The sequence below is a fragment of the Bradyrhizobium sp. Leaf396 genome (assembly GCF_001424605.1).
GTDB lineage: Bacteria > Pseudomonadota > Alphaproteobacteria > Rhizobiales > Xanthobacteraceae > Bradyrhizobium > Bradyrhizobium japonicum_C.
Map to the genome: position 1 here is coordinate 340,944 of NZ_LMQJ01000034.1, position 20,249 is coordinate 361,192.

The following is a 20,249-nucleotide window of genomic DNA, read 5'->3' on the forward strand; positions in this document are numbered from 1 at the left end:
ATTCCGCCGCACGGGACATCGCGCGATTGCGTTCGTGCCATGAGACACGTAGCCTCATCGGCTCAACAAACAGAAAATCAGCCGGAGAGAACCCCATGGCGCGCCTGAAGTTCGGAGCCTTCCTTGCCCCGCATCATCCGATCGGGGAGCATCCGATGCTGCAGTTCCGGCGCGATCTGGACCTCGTCGAGCAGCTGGACGCGCTCGGCTATGACGAGTTCTGGTGCGGCGAGCATCATTCCTCCGGCTGGGAGATGATCGCCTCGCCCGAGATGTTCCTGGCTGCGGCCGGCGAGCGCACCAAGCGAATCAAGCTTGGCACCGGCGTGGTGTCGCTGCCCTATCACCATCCCTTCAACGTCGCGCAGCGCATGGTGCAGCTCGACCACATGACCGGCGGCCGCGCCATCTTCGGCTCCGGACCGGGCGCACTCGCCTCGGATGCGCACACGCTCGGCATCGATCCGATGACGCAGCGCGACCGCCAGGACGAGGCCATCGGCATCATCCGCCGCCTCTTCAACGGCGAGCGCGTCACCGCCAAGAGCGACTGGTTCACGATGAACGACGCCGCGCTGCAGATCCTGCCCTTGCAGGAGGAGATGCCGTTCGTGGTCGCCTCGCAGATCTCGCCGTCGGGCATGACGCTGGCCGGAAAATACGGCATCGGCATCATCTCGCTGGGATCGATGACGACGCAGGGGCTGATGTCGCTGCAGCAGCAATGGCAGTTCGCCGAGGATGCCGCCAAGAAGCACGGCACCACGGTGAGCCGTGCCGACTGGCGCGTGCTGCTGACCTTCCACATCGCCGAGACCCGCGAACAGGCACGCAAGGAGGCGGGCGCCGGGCTGATGCGCTGGCACAACGAATATAACGTCGGCACGCTGCAGCGGCCGGGCCTCACGGCATTCTCCTCGCCCGACGAGGCCGTCGACAAGACCGCCTTCGTCGAAGGCGCGGCATCCACGATCGGCACGCCCGACGATCTCGTCAAGACGATCAAGAACGTGATGCAGGTTTCCGGCGGCGTCGGCGCCATCATCGGCTTCGTGCACGACTGGGCCAATCCGGAGAACACCCGCAGGAGCTGGGACATGGTGGCGCGCTATGTCGTGCCGGAGATCAACGGCTACATCGACGGCCTGCGCAGGTCGCAGAAATTCGTGATCGAGAACCGCGCGATCTTCGAACGCGCAGGGCAGGCCGTGATGGCGAAGATCATGGAGAACGAGAAGGCCGCCGAGGCACTGAAGGTCACCGGCCCCGGCCGTGTCGCCATTCCCGCCGTCAACGCGCCGGATCTGCAAAAGGAAGCGGCGAAGCGATAGGGAGAATGCCCGGTCGTCATCCCGGCAAAAGCCGGGACGACGATGGTGAGGTGACGTTATCGTACACGGGAGACCGCCGCGCCAGCCTGCCCGGATGTGCTATCCTGGCAAGGCCAGCCAACCGGAGCAATCGTCATGTCGATGCAGAATGTGGCCGCCCCTGCGTTTCCGTTCACCCCGCCGCGACGCAATGAGCTGACCCACATCCCCGGGGACGAAGGCTGGCCGATCATCGGCAAGACCTTTCAGGTGCTCGCCGATCCCAAGGGCCATGTCGAAGCGAACGGCGCCAAATACGGCCTGGTCTACCGCACTCACTTTTTCGGCGAGACCAATGTCGTGCTGCTCGGGCCCGAGGCCAACGAGCTCGTGCTGTTCGACCAGCAGAAGCTGTTCTCCTCGACGCACGGTTGGAACAAGGTTCTCGGCCTGCTGTTTCCGCGCGGATTGATGCTGCTCGACTTCGACGAGCACCGGCTGCATCGCAAGGCGCTGTCGGTCGCGTTCAAGTCGGGGCCGATGAAATCCTATCTCGGCGATCTCGATCGCGGCATTTCCGCGCGCGTCGCGAAGTGGAAGGCACGACCCGGCGAGATGCAGCTCTATCCGGCGATGAAGCAGCTCACGCTCGATCTCGCCGCGGCTTCGTTCCTCGGCACTGATATCGGGCCGGAGGTCGACGAGATCAACCGCGCCTTTGTCGATATGGTCGCCGCCTCCGTGTCGCCGGTCCGCCACCCCTTGCCCGGCACCCAGATGGCGCGAGGGGTGAAGGGACGCAAGCGCATCGTCGCCTATTTCCGGGAGCAGATTCCGCTGCGCCGCGGCAATCACGGCGGCGACGATCTGTTCTCGCAGCTCTGCCGCGCCACCCATGAGGATGGCGCGCTGCTCTCGGAGCAGGACATCATCGATCACATGAGCTTCCTGATGATGGCGGCGCACGACACGCTGACTTCGTCGCTGACTTCCTTCATCGGCGAGCTCGCCGCCAACCCTGAATGGCAAGACAAGTTGCGCGCGGAAGTGCTCGCGCTCGGCCTTGCGCCGGATGCGCCGAGCAGCTTCGACGATCTCGAAAAGATGCCGCTGACGGAGATGGCCTTCAAGGAAGCGCTGCGGATCAAGCCGCCGGTACCCTCGATGCCGCGGCGTGCGATGCGCGATTTCACCTTCAAGGGCTTCAAGGTGCCGGCCGGTACCGCCGTCGGCATCAATCCGCTCTATACACACCACATGAAGGACATCTGGCCGGAGCCGGAGCGCTTCGATCCGCTGCGATTCACCGAGGAAGCGCAACGCAACCGTCACCGCTTCGCTTTCGTCCCGTTCGGCGGCGGCGCGCACATGTGTCTCGGCCTGCACTTCGCCTATATGCAGGCGAAGTGCTTCGCGCGGCACTTTCTGCAGAACATGGAGGTGTCGCTCGCGCCCGGCTACAAGCCGGACTGGCAGATGTGGCCGATCCCGAAGCCTCGGGATGGGCTGCGGGTGAGCGTGAAGCCTGCTTGAGTCAACTCCGTCATTCTGCGGCGCACGAACTGCGAACCATGGTGCGCAATTGCGCACCTGAGAATCTCGAGGTTGCGGGTTCGATGCTTCGCATCGCCCCGGAATGACAGCAGATATCGACTACGCGCCCTGATCGAACGCCTTGCGCAGCGCCACGTAACCCTGCTGCTGCTGGCTCCAGTTGCGGCCGCCGGTCATGGCGCCGTCGACGACGAGGTCGTGGCCGTTGACGAAGCTGGACTCGTCGCTGGCCAGGAACACCGCGGCATGGGCGATGTCGTCGGGAAGGCCGGCACGCGGGATCGGCTGCGCGGTCTTGTAGACCTCGCGCATCACCGCCGGCGTCTTCTCCGCTGCATCGGTCGAGAGCCCCAGCGCCTTGCCGAAGATGCCTGTCGCAATCGCGCCGGGCGAGATCGAGTTGACGCGCACGTTGGACTCGCCAAGCTCCATGGCCACGCATTTGGTGAGATGGATCACCGCTGCCTTCGCCGCGCTGTAGACCATTGAGGACGAGAAGCCGGCGAGGCGGCCGGCGATGCTGCCATTGTTGATGATGCTGCCCGCCCCCTGCTTCTTCATGTAGGGCGCGGCGTGCTTCATCCCGAGCATGACGCTGCGCACCAGCGTCGCCATTGCCGCATCGAACCGCTCGGCCTCGAGGCCTTCGATGCCGCCGGTCTGCGCCGGCCCGCCGGCATTGTTGAACAGGCAATCGATCCTGCCGAATTTATCCACTGCGATCGCGATCAGCGCCTGCATCTGCGCTTCGACCGTGACATCGGTCTGACGGAAGATGCAGTTGGCTCCGAGCTGCTTCGCCAGCGCCTCGCCTTCCGGTAGACGCCGCCCAGCGATCACAATTTTGGCACCTTCGGCAACGAAGACTTCCGCAGTGCGCAATCCGATCCCGCTGGTCGCGCCCGTGATCACCGCAACCTTGCCGTCCAGCCTGCCCATGAGATGTTCCTGTTTTGAGCGATTGATGTCGAGTGACGAATGTCGGCCATCGCCAGAGCAACCACTATCCCTGTCCGCGTCCGCCAAGGCAAGCTATGCTTGTGCAGGCGGCATGCGTAACATCCTCACGGGCCGCCCGATTTTCGAACGCCTCTCGCGAGCGGGCTGCGCATGGGGAAGCTGATCGAAGAGTTTCGCAAAGGCTGGCAGGGCGCCGCACCGCCCTCGCTCGGTTTGAGCATCTCCTTTGCGGTGATCTGCCTGTTGGGCGCGACCCTGGTGCGCTGGGGTCTCGCTCATGTACGCCCCGACATCTACTTTACGCCGTACTTCCCGGCCGTCTTCTTTGCCGCTGCGCTAGGCGGATTCCGTATCGGCGTGGTGACGGCGCTGGTCGGCGGCGTGCTCGGAGTCGTCCTGAATTTCGGTGATGCCTTTGCCGATCGTGCGCGGTTCGCTCTGCTCGCGCTTTACTGGGCCGTCTGCGCGATGACCATCTGGGGAGTCGAGCACTATCGCACCATGCTGGCTGAGCAGCGCCGGATCTCCAAACGCCTGATCGAGGAGGAAGAGTATCGCAAGCTGCTGGTCGACGAGCTTCAGCACCGCTTGAAGAACAAGCTGTCGACGGTGCATGCCGTGCTGCATCAGGTCCTGCACGACCAGCCGCAGGTCTGGGCGCGGATCGATCCCCGGCTGCGCTCGCTGGCCGCAACCGACGATTTGATCTCGCGGATCGACAAGGCCGGCTGCGACATCCGCGACCTCCTGATCTCCGAGCTCGGCCCTTACGGCCATGTCCGCTTCACGCTCAACGGCGATCGATTGTTCCTGCCGCCGAAGCTCGCGGTCACGCTGTCATTGATGTTTCACGAACTCGCCACCAATGCGGGCAAGTACGGCGCATTCTCCTCTCCGCGCGGTCTGCTGCAGGTGTCCTGGACCGTCAGCGAGGACCGCCTGACCATCACCTGGGACGAAACAGAGGGGCCGAGCGTGGACAAGGTGTCCGAGCCCGGCTTCGGCACCAAGCTGCTGAAGTCGGCGCTTTCCGCCTTCGAAGGCAGAACAGAGATCTCCTACCTGAAGACCGGGCTCCATTGCATCATGCAATGCCGGATCCCGCGAAGCGGCTAACGCAAGGCCGGTCGACCGGACCACCGGAGTTTCCGCAGCGTCACGGCCAGGCTGCATCCGATCGACCTCTTCAAATGCTACCCACGACGCCAACGAAAACCAAGCGCGCGCACGTCACGCAGTTTCGTTATGCGCGTTGACCCTCTGTTAATGACGATCGTCGGCGCGCATCGCATCGCCGCAAGTTTTCTCCAAAACACCCCCGTATTTCTCCGGACCCCTTAACCAAACTTAAGAGGGAACCGCGGAAGATCGCGCCCATTGCAAAGGCGCGCTGAAACAACAAGATTCATGACTTCTATGAACGACAATAGCTATTCCGGCGCGACCGAAGCCGAACTCGGTTTTCTCAAGGAAATCGTTAGAATGCTGCCGGCCGGCCTCACCGTGCAGGACGCGCAGGGTGAGCTTCTGCTGGTCAACGATGCCGCCGCCGCCCAGCTCGGCATCGACGGCAGCCGTCCCTTGGCCGACCTCGCACCGCGACGCGAAGCCTGCCGGCAGGCACTGAGCGCCGGCCAGGCGGTCGTGACGGAGGAAGCGCTTCACGCCGGCGCCGCGCGGCAGGTGCTGCTCACGACCCATCGTCCCGTTCGCCTCGCCGGGCGCGAGCTCCTGATCTCGGCATCCTCCGACATCACCGAGCAGAAGAATTTCGAAGACCAGCTGTTCCGCTCGGCATATTTCGACGAGTTGACGGGATTGCCCTCGCGGCGCGTGATCGAGCATCGCGCCAACAATCTGCTGGCGAGGGATCGCGGCGGGGAGCGATTCGCGCTGGCCTTTCTCGACGTCGACAATTTCAAGCACATCAACGACTATTACGGTCACGCCGTCGGAGACGCGCTGCTGGTCGAACTGTCGAAGCGGCTCGGGCGCGACCTGCGCGATTCCGACATGCTGTCGCGCATCTCCGGCGACGAATTCCTGCTGCTGCTCTCCCCGATCCAGAGCCAGGAGGAAGTCGCCGAATTCATGCAATCGACACTGGAGCGGCTGACCGCGCCGTTCTTCATCGACAATTCGGAGATCTTCGCCTCGACCTCCGTCGGCATCAGCCTCTATCCGGACCACGGACGCAGCTTCGAGACGTTGCGGCAGAACGCCGACATCGCGATGTACCGCATCAAGAACAACGGCAAGGGGCTGGCGGCCTTCTTCGACGCCAGCATGGAGCGCGAGGCGCAGGCGCGGATGAAGGTCGAGCAGTCGCTGCGGCTCGCCATCCTGGAAAAACGCTTCTGCTGCGCCTTCCAGTCCAAGGTCGACATCCGCACGCAGGCCGTAAAAGGCATCGAGGCCTTGGTGCGCCTGCGCGACGACGAAGGCGTGATCCAGGCGCCCGGCTCGTTCATCAATCTTGCCGGAGAGCTCGGGCTGATCGACGAGCTGACCCATCTCGTGCTCGCCGAGATCGTCAAATCGATCGACCTGATCAACGACACATTCGGCGCGGAAGCGACCATCAGCATCAACGTCGCCGCCAAGCAGGCCGGCAATCCCGAGTTCATGCGCAGCTTTGCGCAGGCGCTGGACGAGACCGGCTTTCCCCAGCGTTTCATGATCGAGGTGACGGAAGACGCCTTCGTCGCCAAGAATCATTTCCAGACCGAGATCCTGCCGATGTTCCGCAAGCTCGGCGTCGGCATCTCCATCGACGATTTCGGCACCGGCTATTCCTCGCTCTCCGCGCTCGCCGACATCACCGCCGACGAGATCAAGATCGACCGCTCCTTCATCACCGACATCCATAAGCGCCCGCGCAGCCAGGGCATCCTGCGCGCGATCGAGTCCTTGAGCGAAGCGCTCGGCATGACGGTGATCGCCGAAGGCCTCGAATCCCACGAGGAGCTCGCCTATCTCCAGGCGGCAACGAAGATCCGCTACGCGCAGGGCTATTACTTCTCCCGGCCGATCTTCCTGGAGGAGCTGAAGCTCGCAACGCCGGCCTCCAGCGAGGCGCGGATCAGCGTGGCGAGCCGGCCGGTGCAACACAATCGCCAGGGCTATTCCCGGGCGAGCGGGTATCGAAGGTAGGACGCGGAGCGGCGCAACACACACCATTGTCGTTCCGTGGCGCGAAGCGAACCCGGGACGACCGCGATTGCGGAGCTGGCTTCAGCGTCATTTCCTCTTTGAAATTGCTGGCATTTTGCTGATACACAGGCGGACGCCGCCTGGGATATGTCATGTCCGCTCCCTCCTCCTCGATCAGCGATCCCGCCTATCTCCGTGCACGCGCGATGGAGACGCTGTTCGAGCGGCTGGAGAAGCTCTGCGAGGGCGCGATTGCGATCGATCGCAGCGGACGCGTCGTCTACGTCAACGAAAAATACCTTGCTGCGCTCGGTCTCAAGCAGACCAGCGAGGCGATCGGACGATCGATCGAGGAGGTCATCCCGAACAGCTTGATGCGGAAGGTGGCCGAGACCGGCGAGCCGATCCTGCTCGACATCATGGAGCTCGGCGGCGAGCAGCTCGTCGTCACGCGCATGCCGATCGAGGACGAGAACGGGACGGTGATCGGCGCGATCGGCTTCGTGCTCTATGATCACCTCGAAAGCCTGAAGCCGCTGCTCGCCCGCGTCACCCAGCTCGAGAGCGATCTGCGGCTGGCGCGGCGGCAATTGTCGAGCGCCCGCGCCGCGCGTTTCACCTTCGCCGATTTCGTCGGCTCAACGCCGGGAATAGCGCGAGCCAAGGAGCTCGCGAGCCGTGCGGCGCGACAGAGCGTCACCGTCCTGCTCACCGGCGAGACCGGAACGGGAAAGGAGATGCTGGCTCAAGCCATTCACAACGCCTCCTCACGTGCAGACAAGCCGTTCGTCAGCGTCAACGTCGCCGCCATCCCTGACACGCTGATCGAGTCGGAGTTCTTCGGCACCGCGCCGGGCGCCTATACCGGCGCCGACCGCAGGGGGCGCGAGGGCAAATTCCGCATCGCCGACGGCGGGACGCTGTTCCTCGACGAGATCGGCGAGATGCCGCTGCAATTGCAGGCCAAGTTGCTGCGCGTCCTCCAGGAGCGCGAGATCGAGCCGCTCGGCTCGGACAAGATCACCAAGGTCGACGTCCGGGTCATCGCCGCGACCAATGTCGACCTGCGCAAGCGCGTCAGCGACGGCGCATTTCGCGCCGATCTCTACTACCGTCTCAACGTGCTCTCGATCGATCTGCCGCCGCTGCGGCACTGCCTCGGCGATCTCCCCGACATCTGCGCCCGGCTGCTCGACGACATCAGCGCGTCGGGCGACTACGTCAAGGCGAAGATCACACCGAGCGCGCTTGCAGCGCTCGCCCGCTACGACTGGCCGGGCAACGTCCGCGAGCTCCGTAACATTCTCGAGCGCGCGCTGATCCTCAGCGACTCCGGGCGACTGACCGGCGAGGATGTCGCCCGCATCCTTCCTGTCGGTGCCGAGGTCAGGCCGGCGGCGCCCGCACGCTCCGCGGCGGCCGTCGTGCCCTATGCCGAAGCCGAGGCTGAGTTCGAGAAGCACACGCTCGAGCAGGCGCTCGCTGCCAGCAACGGACAGATCACCGAGGCCGCCAGGATGCTGCGGATCTCGCGCGCGACCTTTTACAAGAAGCTCGCCAAGTTCGGCCTCGCCTCCGGGTCGGCTCCCGTCTGAGTTTTGAGACATGAAACTGTCCGGAGTCTCGGAATCCGGACACGGTGCCGGGCTACTCTTTGACGCCGGCATGTGGGAATTGCCGCAACTTCGGCCGCTTTCCGCGAACCAGCGGCATCTGGCGCGGACCTTGCTATCTCCGTCTTCTCGCGCGGGAGCAAGCTGTTCCAGGGCAGCTCCCCACGCTAAGATCAACGCACAAGAACAACGGCATACGGTCGAGGGATCGGGAGGAACGCCGTGAGCCATCACCCAGCTCTGCCCTATCTGCGCAATTCCGAGAAGGGCAAGGTCGTCTCGGCGGCCGAGGCCGTCATGCTGATCCGCGACGGTGACACCGTCGCGACCGGCGGCTTCGTCGGCATCGGCTTTGCCGAGGAGATCGCGATCGCGCTGGAGGAGCTCTATCTGTCCCATGAGGGCGATGCGCCCTACACGCAGGGCAAGCCGCGCAATCTGACGCTGGTCTATGCAGCCGGACAGGGCGACGGCGGGCAGCGCGGCCTCAATCATTTCGCGCATGAAGGACTGGTCCGGCGCGTGATCGGCGGGCACTGGGGCCTTGCGCCCAGACTGCAGCAGCTCGCGATCGCGAACCAGATCGAGGCCTACAACCTGCCGCAGGGCGTGATCACGCATCTGTTTCGCGACATCGCCGCGCGCCGGCCCGGCCACATCACCCGCGTCGGCATGGGCACCTTCGTGGATCCCCGGCACGGCGGCGGCAAGCTGAACGCACGCACCACCGAGGACATGGTGGAGCTGATCAAGATCGGCGGCGAAGACTGCTTGCTCTACAAGACGTTTCCGATCCAGGTCGGGATCATCCGCGCCACCACGGGCGATCCCGACGGCAATCTCACCATGGAGAAGGAGGCGCTGACGCTGGAGGCGCTGGCCATTGCCATGGCGGCGCATAATTCCGGCGGCATCGTCATCGCCCAGGTCGAACGCGTGGCGGAGGCCGGCAGCCTCAATCCGCGCCAGGTGAAGATTCCCGGCATCCTCGTCGACTGCGTCGTGGTGTCGAGGCCGGAGAACCACTGGCAGACTTTCGGCACGCAGTACAATCCGGCTTTTTCGAGCGAGATCCGCGTCCGCGCGGCCTCGCTGCCGGTGATGCCGATCAGCGAGCGCAAGATCATCGCCCGGCGCGCCGCGCTGGAGCTGAAGGCCAACAGCGTCGTCAATCTCGGCATCGGCATGCCCGAAGGGATCGCCTCCGTCGCCAATGAAGAGCGGATCATCGATCTCATCACGCTGACGGCGGAGCCGGGCGTGATCGGCGGCATCCCGGCGAGCGGCATCGATTTCGGCGCGGCGATCAACACGCAGGCGGTGATCGACCAGCCCTATCAGTTCGACTTCTACGACGGCGGCGGTCTCGATGCCGCGTTCCTCGGGCTTGCCCAGGTCGATCGCGCCGGCAACCTCAATGTCAGCAAGTTCGGGCCGAAGCTTGCGGGCGCCGGCGGCTTCATCAACATCAGCCAGAACGCCAAGGAGGTCGTCTTCGTCGGAACGTTCGGCGCGGGCAAGCAGCGCATCAAAGTGAATGACGGCAAGCTCGTCATCCTCGACGAAGCCAAGTCGCGCAAGTTCGTCGATCGCGTCGAGCACGTCACCTTCAGCGGTCCGTTTGCCGCCGCGCGCAAGCAGCGCGCGCTGTACGTCACCGAGCGTTGCGTGTTCGAGCTCAGGGCGGACGGGCTCGAGCTCACCGAAGTTGCGCCGGGTATCGACATCGAGCGTGACATTCTGCGGCTGATGGATTTCAAGCCGCTGATCCCGCGCGACCCGGCTATGATGGACGAGCGCATCTTCCGCGAAGGCCTGATGGACCTGCGCGAGCGCCTGCTCACCATCCCGCTCGACCAGCGCTTCACGCTGGACGAGCAGCAGAACCTGTTCTTCGTCAATCTGGAACGCTATCCGCTGCGCAGCAAGGCCGAGATCGACACCATCGCCGCCATCGTCGAGGCCCGCCTGGCGCCGCTCGGACGCCGGGTCTACGCCATCGTCAATTATGACAATTTTTCCATCCTGCCGGAACTGATGGACGATTATTCGGCGATGGTGCGCAGCCTCGTCGATCGCTTCTATTCCGGCGTGTCGCGCTACACGACGTCGGGCTTCCTGCGCATCAAGCTCGGCGAAGCTCTGGAGAAACGCGGCGTCGCGCCGCACATCTTCGAGAGCGCGGAAGAAGCGCAGTCGGACTGGCGCCAAGTCGAGGCTGGCGCAGCGAGGCAGGCCCAAAGATGATGCATGCTAAAAAGCCAGCGCCCGCTCCACCGCAAGGTTCAATTGCAATGTTCGTAAGCTTGTGCAAATCGCTGTTGCCGAGAAACTTTAGATCAGGAGGACCATCGTGCGTCGATCACTCATCTTAACAACAACCATTCTCGCGCTCGCCGCGGGCTCCTCCGCACGGGCCGAGGATCTCAAGATCGGGCTGATCTATGGCAAGACCGGCCCGCTCGAGGCCTATGCCAAACAGACCGAGACCGGCCTGAAGATGGGTTTCGAATACGCCACCAAAGGCAGCATGACGCTCGACGGCCGCAAGATCGTCATCATCACCAAGGACGACCAGAGCAAGCCGGACCTTGCGAAGGCCGCACTCGCCGAAGCCTATCAGGATGACAAGGTCGATATCGCGATCGGCACGACCTCGTCGGCCGCCGCGCTCGCCATTCTCCCCGTCGCCGAGGAGAACAAGAAGATCCTGATCGTCGAGCCCGCGGTCGCGGACCAGATTACCGGCGAGAAGTGGAATCGCTACATCTTCCGCACCGGGCGCAACTCCTCGCAGGACGCGATCTCCAACGCGGTGGCGATCGGCAAGCAGGGCGTCACCGTCGCGACGCTGGCGCAGGATTATGCCTTCGGCCGCGACGGCGTCGCAGCCTTCAAGGAGGCGCTCGCCAAGACCGGCGCAACGCTCGCAGCCGAAGAATATGCCCCGACCTCGACCACCGACTTCACCGCTGTCGGCCAGCGCCTGTTCGACGCGCTGAAGGACAAGCCCGGCCGCAAGGTGATCTGGGTGATATGGGCCGGCGCCGGCAATCCGCTGGCCAAGCTTCAGGACATGGACCCGAAGCGCTACGGCATCGAGCTCTCAACGGGCGGCAACATCCTGCCGGCGCTCGCGGCCTATAAGAGCCTGCCCGGCATGGAAGGGGCGACCTACTACTACTATGAAATCCCGAAGAACCCGGTGAACGACTGGCTGGTCGCCGAGCACCAGAAGCGCTTCAACGCACCGCCGGACTTCTTCACCGCAGGCGGTTTCGCCGCCGCGATGTCCGTCGTCGCCGCCGTCACCAAGGCGAAGTCGACCGACACCGAGAAGCTGATCACCGCGATGGAAGGCCTGGAGTTCGACACGCCCAAGGGCAAGATGGTGTTCCGCAAGGAAGACCATCAGGCGCTGCAGAGCATGTATCACTTCAAGGTCAAGGTCGATCCGAACGTCGCCTGGGCGGTGCTCGAGCCCGTGCGCGAGCTGAAGATCGAGGACATGGACGTTCCGGTCAAGAACAAGCGGTAATTTGGTCACCTCTCCCGCGTGCGGGAGAGGTCGGCGCGAAGCGCCGGGTGAGGGCTTTCTCCTCTCGGGGATAGTCCCATTGCGGAAACACCCTCTCCCTACCCTCCCCCGCAAGCGGGGGAGGGAGCGCACCGCGACTGCGGATAAATCTAGCTTCATCATTTCCAGACACCCATGCCGCTCACCCTCGAAACCCGCGACCTCACCATCCGCTTCGGCGGTCATGTCGCGGTCAACAATGTCTCCTGCACGTTTCGACCGGGCGAGCTCACGGCCATCGTGGGGCCGAACGGCGCCGGCAAGACCACCTATTTCAATCTGATCTCGGGCCAATTGCGCGCCTCGAACGGCAGCATCCTGTTCGACGGCGCCGACATCACCCAGCACTCCGCGCCGATGCGCACGCGCGCGGGCCTCGGCCGCGCCTTCCAGCTCACCAACCTGTTTCCGAACCTGTCGGTGGAAGAGAACGTGCGCCTCGCGGTGCAGGCCGCTAGCGGTACTCACTACGACATGCTGCGACCCTGGATGGTGCGTCGCGACCTGATCGCACGGGCCGACGCCATTCTCGACCAGGTCGCGCTCGGCAGCCGCCGCGGCGGCGCCGCAACCGCACTGTCGCATGGCGACCAGCGCAAGCTCGAGGTGGCACTGATGATCGCGCTGGAGCCGAAAGTGTTCATGTTCGACGAGCCGACCGCCGGCATGAGCATCGACGAGGTGCCCGTCGTTCTCAACCTGATCGCGCAGCTCAAGCAGGACAAGAGCAAGATCATTCTCCTCGTCGAGCACAAGATGGACGTGGTGCGCTCCCTCGCCGACCGCATCATCGTGCTGCATAACGGCCAGCTCGTCGCGGACGGCAAGCCTGCCGAGGTGATCGCCTCGCCGATCGTGCAGGAAGCCTATCTCGGCGTCGCACCCAAGAATGCCACCGAGGGTGCAGCATGAGCGATCTGTTGAAACTCTCCGGGGTGCACACCCATATCGGTCGCTACCACATCCTTCAGGGCATCGATCTTGCAGTGCCACAAGGTCAGGTCACGATGCTGCTCGGCCGCAACGGCGCCGGCAAGACCACGACGCTGCGCACCGTCATGGGTCTCTGGCAGGCATCAAGCGGCGAAATCAGCCTTGCCGGCAAGCGCATCGAGAGCCTTGCCACCCCGGACATCGCGAAGCTCGGCGTCGGCTATGTGCCGGAGAGCATGGCGGTGTTCTCCGACCTCACGGTCAGGGAGAACCTGTTGCTGGCGGCACGCGACGGGCCGCTCGACGATGCCCAGCTCGACTGGATCTTCGGCTTCTTCCCGGCACTGCGCCGGTTCTGGCTGTCGCGCGCCGGAAGCCTCTCCGGCGGGCAGAAGCAGATGCTGTCCATCGCCCGCGCGATCGTCGAGCCGCGCAAGCTCCTGCTGATCGACGAGCCGACCAAGGGGCTGGCGCCGGCGATCGTCATGGCGCTGATCGAGTGCCTGAAGGAGATCAAGCGCAAGGGCGCCACCATCCTGCTGGTCGAGCAGAATTTCTTCGCCGCCCGCGAGCTTGGCGACAATGTGCTGGTCATGGACAACGGCACCATCGTCCATCGCGGCGAGATGGCGGCGCTCGCCGCCGACGTGCCGCTGCAGGAGCGGCTGCTCGGCCTGAGCCTGGAGACGCATCAGTGACTGAACTTGCCGCAACCGATCCGCTGCCGAAACCGAAGCGCGATCTCGCGCCGATCCTGCTGCCGGTGGCGCTCGCGCTTCTCATGATCCCGCTGATCGGATCGCCGAGCTCCTGGCTGACCTTGACCGCCGCCAGCCTTGCCATGGGCATGATGATCTTCATCATGGCCTCGGGCCTGACGCTGGTGTTCGGCCTGATGGACGTGCTCAATTTCGGCCATGGCGCCTTCATCGCCGTCGGCGCCTATATCGCAACCCTGGTGCTGGCCCCGTTCGCGGCTTCCGTGCAGGCCGACTCGCTCTGGATGAACCTCGCGGTGCTGGGGCCGGCCGCGCTGCTCTCGATGGCGGTTTCGGGCGCGCTCGGCCTGGTCGTCGAGCGCGTGTTGATCCTCCCGGTCTACGGCCAGCATCTGAAGCAGATCCTGATGACGACGGGCGGCCTGATCGTCGCCGAGCAGACGCTGTATGCGCTGTGGGGGCCGCAGATCATCCCGATGCCGCTGCCGACGTCGCTGCGCGGCTCCTTCATCATAGGGGACGTCGCCATCGCCAAATACCGGGTGCTGGCGATGCTGATCGGGCTCGCCGTCTTCATCGCCATCCAGCTCGTGCTCAACCGCACCAAGCTCGGCCTCCTGATCCGCGCCGGCGTCGAGAACCGCGAGATGGTCGAGGCGCTGGGCTATCGCATCCGCCGGCTGTTCCTCGGCGTGTTCATGACGGGATCGGCGCTGGCCGGCCTCGGCGGCGTGATGTGGGCGCTCTACCGCGAGCAGGTGCACGCCTCGATGAGCGACGAGCTCACCGTGCTCATCTTCATCGTCGTCATCATCGGGGGGCTGGGCTCGATCGGCGGCTGCTTCATCGGCGCGATCCTGGTGGCGATGGTGGCCAATTACGGCGGCTTCCTGGTGCCGAAACTCGCCCTCGTCTCCAACATCCTGCTGATGGTCGCCATTCTGATGTGGCGGCCGCGCGGCCTCTATGCGGTGACCAGCCGATGATGATCCTCTCAGGCGATCCGCCGCGCAGCCGCGTTCTGACGCTCGTTCTCATTCTCATCATCCTGGCGCTGGCAGCGACGCCGTTCCTGTTTCCGGGGGCCAAGGCCCTGAACGTCGCGGCCAAGATCTGCGTCTTCGCCGCGCTGGTCGCCTCGTACGACCTCCTGCTCGGCTATACCGGCTCGGTGTCGTTCGCCCACACCATGTTCTACGGCATCGGCAGCTACGCCATCGCGATCGCGCTGTACGGAATGGGGCCGAACTGGGCGGCGGTCGCCACCGGCATCGTCACCGGCCTGCCGCTGGCCGCCCTGCTCGCGCTCGCGATCGGGCTGTTCTCGCTGCGGGTGGCCGCGATCTTCTTTGCCATGATCACGCTCGCGGTCGCCTCGGCTTTCCAGGTGCTGGCCTCGCAGCTGTCCTGGCTGACTGGCGGCGAGGACGGGCGCAGCTTCCAGCTGCCCGAGCTGCTTCGCCCCGGCACGATACTGATCTCCAAGAACCTGTTCGGCTTCGAGATCAACGGCCGCATCCTGACCTACTATCTGGTCTTCGCCGTCTCGGCGCTGATGATCCTCGCGCTGCTGCGTGTCGTGAACTCGCCATTCGGGCGCGTGCTCCAGGCCATCCGCGAAAATCGTTTCCGCGCCGAGGCGCTCGGCTTCCGCACCGTGTTCCACCTCACCTACGCCAATTGCATCGCGGCCCTCGTCGCCGCCAGCGCCGGCATCCTGAACGCGCTGTGGCTGCGCTATGCCGGCCCCGATACGTCGCTGAGCTTCTCGATCATGCTGGACATCCTGCTGATGGTCGTGATCGGCGGCATGGGCACGATCTACGGCGCGATCATCGGCGCCACCATCTTCATCCTGGCCCAGAACTATCTTCAGGCGCTGATGGGTGCCGCCTCCACGGCAGCGGGCGAAGCGGGCCTGCCGCTGCTGCCGGGGCTGCTGCATCCAGACCGCTGGCTGCTGTGGCTCGGGCTGCTGTTCATCGCCAGCGTCTATTTCTTCCCGACCGGCGTGGTGGGGCGGCTGCGCAATCCCGCCGGAGACAAGAGCGGCGGCAGATCGCATTAAGCGGGGATTCATGATGCAGCGCGTCGGTTGCCGCGCGCGCCGCACAACCGTGACGCGTCTCCCGCTCCGATGCATGCGGCCAGGCTGCGCAACTGGATTAATCCTTAGGTAACTGGTTTTCCTAAGGTTTGCGCCATTTGTGCGGTGTATTCCTCTCCCTCCAAGGAGAGGGAATGCGCCAGGTCTTTTCCATGGTGACCGCCGGAATGTCTCTAGCCGCGAGGAACGGCTGGGAGGCCTTGACGCGGCGTGGTCCTGTCCTGTGGCTGACCCTGTGCGGCGTATTGCTGGTCGCGGGCATCTTCACCGTCACGGCCATGGCCGTCGGCGAATTCCGAGAACGCACCCTCGCCAACCGCGAACGCGAGCTGGAAAACACGGTGCAGCTGATCGCGCGGCACTTCGATCAGCAGTTCGAGGATTCCGACGTCGTCGCCGCCGATCTGATCGCGCAGATGAACCTTGAGGAGATCACCTCGCCCGCAATGTTCCGCGAGCGCATGTCAGGTCCCGCCACCAGCCAGATGCTGCGCAGCAAGATCAGCTCCGTATCCTATCTCGGTGACATCGCCATCTATGACGCCGATGGCGAGCTGATTAGCTGGTCGCGGGCTCAACCGCTGCCGAAGATCAACGTTTCCTCCCGCGGCTACTTTCAGGCCTTCAAGACCAATCCGCAATCCGAACCGGTCATTCTGGAGTCCGTCCGCAGCTTCATCATAGGCAAATGGACCACCGTCGTCGCACGACGGTTGAACAGCGCCGACGGGTCGTTCCTGGGCGCAATGGTGCGCCGGATCGATCCGGACAGCTACCACAAGTATTTCGCGTCCGTCGCGCTTGCCGAGGGCACGGCAATCTCGCTGTTCGACCGCGAAGGCAAAATGCTGGCGCGCTATCCGCACGTCGAAGAGCTGATCGGGCGCAACTTCAAGGATGGGCCGCTGATGCAGAAGGTGTTGGCCGAGGGCGGCCAGCACACGCTGCGCGGCAACAGTCCGGTCAATGGTGAGCAACGGCTCGGCTCGGCGGCGTCGCTGAAGCACTTCCCTCTCGTCATCATCGCCACCACCACCACCGACGCAGCGCTCGTCGACTGGCGGCAGCAGACCGGCTTCCTGGTCGCGACCGCCGGATTTTCGGCGGCGGTGATCGCACTGATCCTCTATTTCATCATCCGCCAGATCAGCCGTCAGAATCGTGAGGCCCGGGAACGGATCGAAGCAAAGCGGATGCAGCTCGACACGGCGCTCAACAACATGTCGCAAGGGCTGATCCTGTACGACGCCGCCGGCTACATCGTCATCTGTAACCGCCGGTACGCCGAGATGTTCGGCCTGTCCCACGACGTCATCAAGCCTGGCTGCCACATCCGCGAGGCGATGCGCCATCGCAAGGAGCGTGGCGCGTTCGACGGCGACGTCGAGGCATTCTGCGCCGAGGTCATGAGGATCGTCGCGGAGGGCAGGGTCTCCACGAGAGTTCATCAGCTCGCCAATGGCCGCGCCTTCCAGGTCATCAACACCCCGCTCGCACAGGGCGGGTGGGTGGCCACGATCGAAGACATCACCGACCGCCGCAAGCTGGAGCAGGAGCGGGATCGCAACCACACCTTCCTGCGCGAGATCATCGACCATATCCCTTCGCAGATCACCGTGAAGGACGCACGCACGCGCCAATATCTGCTGCTCAACTGCGTCGCCGAGCAGCTCTTCGGCCGGTCTCGCCAGGAAGTCGTAGGCAGGACTGCCTTTGACGTCTTCCCCGAGGCGCCGGCCGCCCGCATCACCGAAGACGACAGCCGCGCGCTAAATTCGGCCAAGGGATTGTTCAAGGACGAGCACGCCTGGCAGATGCCTGGTACGGGTCTGCGCTACATCACCTCGACCAGGATCGGTATTCCCGACGAAACGGGAGAGCCGCGCTACCTCATCCATGTCATCGACGACGTCACCGAGCGTCGACGCGCCGACGAAAAGATCGCGCATATGGCGCATTACGATGCGCTGACCGACCTGCCGAACCGCACGCTGTTCCGGGAGCAGATCGAACGCGAGCTGGCAAAGGTCGCCGACGGGGATCAGTTCGCGCTGCTCTACATCGATGTCGACGAGTTCAAGGGCATCAACGATTCGCTCGGCCACCACGTCGGCGACGAGCTGTTGAAGGCCATCGCAGGCCGCATCCGAAGCTGTCTCAAGCAGGGCGACCTGATCGCGCGGCTCGGCGGCGACGAGTTCGCGGTCATCCAGACCGCGGTCCAGTCACCGGCCGAGGTGGTCTCGTTCGTGAAACGGATCTATGGGGCAATCCGACAGCCCTATCATTGTTCCGGCCATCAGCTCTCCACCGACGCCAGCATCGGCATCGCGCTCGCGCCGCAGGACGGCGACGATCTCGACCAGCTCGTCAAGAACGCCGATCTTGCGATGTACGGCGCCAAGGCCGAGGGGCGACGCACGCACCGCTTCTTCGAGCCCGAGATGGATGCGAGCGCCAAGGCGCGATTGAGCATGGAGCAGGACCTGCGGCAGGCGCTGGTGGACGGCGGCTTCGAGATTCACTACCAGCCGCTGGTCGACCTGCGCTCGGGCGAAGTCTCGGGCTGCGAGGCGCTGCTGCGCTGGCGTCATCCCGAGCGCGGCATGGTTTCGCCGGCGGAGTTCATCCCGGTCGCCGAAGACACCGGCCTGATCACCGAGCTCGGCGACTGGGTGCTGCGCATGGCCTGCAACGAGGCCGCGACCTGGCCGACGCATGTGCGCGTCGCGGTCAACGTCTCGCCGGTGCAGCTCAAATGCGACACGCTGGCGCTGCGGATCGCGGGCGCACTGGCCGCTTCCGGGCTCGACCCGCGCCGGCTGGAGCTCGAGATCACCGAGGCCGTGCTGATCCGCGACGACGAGGCGGCGCTCTCGATCCTGCATCAGCTCCGTTCGATCGGCGTGCGCATCGCGCTGGACGATTTCGGCACCGGCTATTCCTCGCTCAGCTACCTCAAGCGCTTCCCGTTCGACAAGATCAAGATCGACCGCTGCTTCGTCGCCGATATCGCGGAGGCGAGCGGCTCGCCCGTCATCGTGCAGGCCGTGGTGAACATCGCCGCGGCCAGCCGCATGACCACCGTCGCCGAAGGCGTCGAGACCGAAGCGCAGCGCGAGATGCTGCGCACGCTCGGCTGCACCGAGATGCAGGGTTATCTGTTCAGCGCGCCGAAGCCGGCCAGCGAGGTGCGAAAGCTGTTCGGCGGCGATACCGGGCCGGTGGCGGCGGTGGCTTGATGACAAGATCACGCAAAGCGGTCGACGTCGCGGATTCCTACGCGGTGCGGCTGATGCAGCACCTGGTGGTGCCGACTTTCGTGATCGACCCGCAACGTCGCGTCGTGATCTGGAACAGGGCCTGCGAGCGGCTGACCGGCGTCGCCGCGGCCGAAGTGATCGGCACCAGCAAGCACTGGCAGGCCTTCTATGAGACGAAGCGCCCCTGCCTCGCAGACCTCGTCGCGCTCGACCGGCCCGAGCAGCTCCCGGAATACTATTCGGAATACGCTGCGCGCGGCCATAACGGGCTCGGCTTTTCCGCGGAGAATTGGTGCGTGATGCCGAAGCTCGGCAGCCAGCTCTACCTCGCCATCGACGCCGGCCCGATCCACGACGAGGCCGGCAACCTGATCGCGGTGGTGGAGACGCTGCGCGACCTCACCGACCAGAAGCGCGCCGAGATGGCACTGAAGGAGCTCGCCACCAAGGACGGATTGACCGGCCTGTCGAACCGCCGCGCCTTCGACCAGATGCTGACGAGCGAATGGGCCCGCGCCCAGCGCACGCAGAAGCCGCTGGCGCTGCTGTTCGTCGATGTCGACCATTTCAAGCTGTTCAACGACCACCACGGCCACCAGAGCGGCGACGAATGCCTGCGCGCGATCGCCGCGGCCGTGAGCCGGCACGCCATGCGCCCGCTCGACTTCGCCAGCCGATACGGCGGCGAGGAGTTCGCCCTGATCCTGCCGGACATGGATTGCGACGCCGCCTGCAGCGTCGCCGAAGCGATCCGCTGCGCCGTCATGGCCTTGCAGATCGCCCACGGCGCCCTGGGCGCCGGCGACCATGTCACCCTCAGTGTCGGTGTCGCCAGCCACATTCCCGTTAGCGCCGACGGCAGTGCCGACCGGCTGCTGGGCGCCGCCGACGAGGCGCTTTATGTCGCCAAGCGGCTCGGCCGCAACCGCGTCATCTGCGCCGAACAGGTCCTGGCCGAGTTCGCCGCCATCGGCCGGGAGGCCGCAGCGGTTCCGGCGCCCTTCCGGCGCAAGATGGCTTGAGTCCGATCCGGCGAGAAGCGGTTGCCCGCCCCGCGCCA

Annotated in this window: 14 protein-coding genes; 13 read left to right on the forward strand and 1 reads right to left on the reverse strand. The window is 64.7% G+C overall.

Going from position 1 to position 20,249, the window contains the following annotated elements; translation table 11 throughout:
• Window positions 1-95: 95 nt before the first annotated feature.
• Both ASG57_RS26255 and ASG57_RS26260 read left to right on the forward strand, forming a co-directional pair.
• Complete coding sequence (locus tag ASG57_RS26255; RefSeq protein WP_057198139.1) at window positions 96-1,331, forward strand: LLM class flavin-dependent oxidoreductase; 1,236 nt, start codon at window positions 96-98, stop codon at window positions 1,329-1,331.
• A 135-nt stretch (window positions 1,332-1,466) separates the two neighbouring features.
• Complete coding sequence (locus tag ASG57_RS26260; protein WP_057198141.1) at window positions 1,467-2,843, forward strand: cytochrome P450; 1,377 nt, start codon at window positions 1,467-1,469, stop codon at window positions 2,841-2,843.
• A 120-nt stretch (window positions 2,844-2,963) separates the two neighbouring features.
• Here the strand turns inward: ASG57_RS26260 and ASG57_RS26265 are convergent, their stop codons facing one another.
• Window positions 2,964-3,803 carry an SDR family NAD(P)-dependent oxidoreductase gene (locus ASG57_RS26265; protein WP_057198143.1) on the reverse strand — a complete coding sequence of 280 codons (840 nt, stop codon included), beginning with the start codon at window positions 3,801-3,803 and terminating at the stop codon, window positions 2,964-2,966.
• Window positions 3,804-3,974: 171 nt separating this feature from the next.
• On the opposite strand from ASG57_RS26265, the gene ASG57_RS26270 reads away from it, so the two are divergent.
• The 11 genes from ASG57_RS26270 to ASG57_RS26320 all read left to right on the forward strand — a co-directional run bounded on the left by ASG57_RS26270 (window position 3,975) and on the right by ASG57_RS26320 (window position 20,211).
• On the forward strand, window positions 3,975-4,940 hold the full coding sequence (locus tag ASG57_RS26270; RefSeq protein WP_024336912.1) for a sensor histidine kinase: 966 nt from the start codon (window positions 3,975-3,977) through the stop codon (window positions 4,938-4,940).
• 300 nt (window positions 4,941-5,240) lie between these two features.
• Complete coding sequence (locus ASG57_RS26275; protein ID WP_028145801.1) at window positions 5,241-6,977, forward strand: putative bifunctional diguanylate cyclase/phosphodiesterase; 1,737 nt, start codon at window positions 5,241-5,243, stop codon at window positions 6,975-6,977.
• A 152-nt stretch (window positions 6,978-7,129) separates the two neighbouring features.
• A complete protein-coding gene (locus ASG57_RS26280; RefSeq protein ID WP_057198145.1) occupies window positions 7,130-8,572 on the forward strand; it encodes a sigma-54 interaction domain-containing protein in 1,443 nt (480 codons plus the stop codon).
• 240 nt (window positions 8,573-8,812) lie between these two features.
• Complete coding sequence (locus tag ASG57_RS26285) at window positions 8,813-10,837, forward strand: acyl CoA:acetate/3-ketoacid CoA transferase (RefSeq protein WP_057198146.1); 2,025 nt, start codon at window positions 8,813-8,815, stop codon at window positions 10,835-10,837.
• A gap of 106 nt (window positions 10,838-10,943) precedes the next feature.
• Entirely contained in the window at window positions 10,944-12,128 is a 1,185-nt protein-coding gene (locus ASG57_RS26290) for a substrate-binding domain-containing protein (protein WP_024336908.1), read from the forward strand.
• Between the two features lie 174 nt (window positions 12,129-12,302).
• Entirely contained in the window at window positions 12,303-13,079 is a 777-nt protein-coding gene (locus tag ASG57_RS26295) for an ABC transporter ATP-binding protein (protein ID WP_057198148.1), read from the forward strand.
• On the forward strand, window positions 13,076-13,798 hold the full coding sequence (locus ASG57_RS26300) for a branched-chain amino acid ABC transporter ATP-binding protein (RefSeq protein ID WP_057198150.1): 723 nt from the start codon (window positions 13,076-13,078) through the stop codon (window positions 13,796-13,798). Before ASG57_RS26295 ends, ASG57_RS26300 begins: the two co-directional genes overlap by 4 nt.
• On the forward strand, window positions 13,795-14,805 hold the full coding sequence (locus ASG57_RS26305; RefSeq protein WP_024336905.1) for a branched-chain amino acid ABC transporter permease: 1,011 nt from the start codon (window positions 13,795-13,797) through the stop codon (window positions 14,803-14,805). Before ASG57_RS26300 ends, ASG57_RS26305 begins: the two co-directional genes overlap by 4 nt.
• Window positions 14,802-15,887 carry a branched-chain amino acid ABC transporter permease gene (locus tag ASG57_RS26310; protein WP_024336904.1) on the forward strand — a complete coding sequence of 362 codons (1,086 nt, stop codon included), beginning with the start codon at window positions 14,802-14,804 and terminating at the stop codon, window positions 15,885-15,887. The genes ASG57_RS26305 and ASG57_RS26310 overlap by 4 nt, the downstream gene beginning before the upstream one ends.
• Before the next feature lie 173 nt (window positions 15,888-16,060).
• Entirely contained in the window at window positions 16,061-19,168 is a 3,108-nt protein-coding gene (locus ASG57_RS26315) for a bifunctional diguanylate cyclase/phosphodiesterase (RefSeq protein WP_057198152.1), read from the forward strand.
• Window positions 19,168-20,211, forward strand: coding sequence for a sensor domain-containing diguanylate cyclase (locus ASG57_RS26320; RefSeq protein ID WP_024336902.1), 1,044 nt, complete (start codon window positions 19,168-19,170; stop codon window positions 20,209-20,211). Before ASG57_RS26315 ends, ASG57_RS26320 begins: the two co-directional genes overlap by 1 nt.
• Window positions 20,212-20,249: the final 38 nt, after the last annotated feature.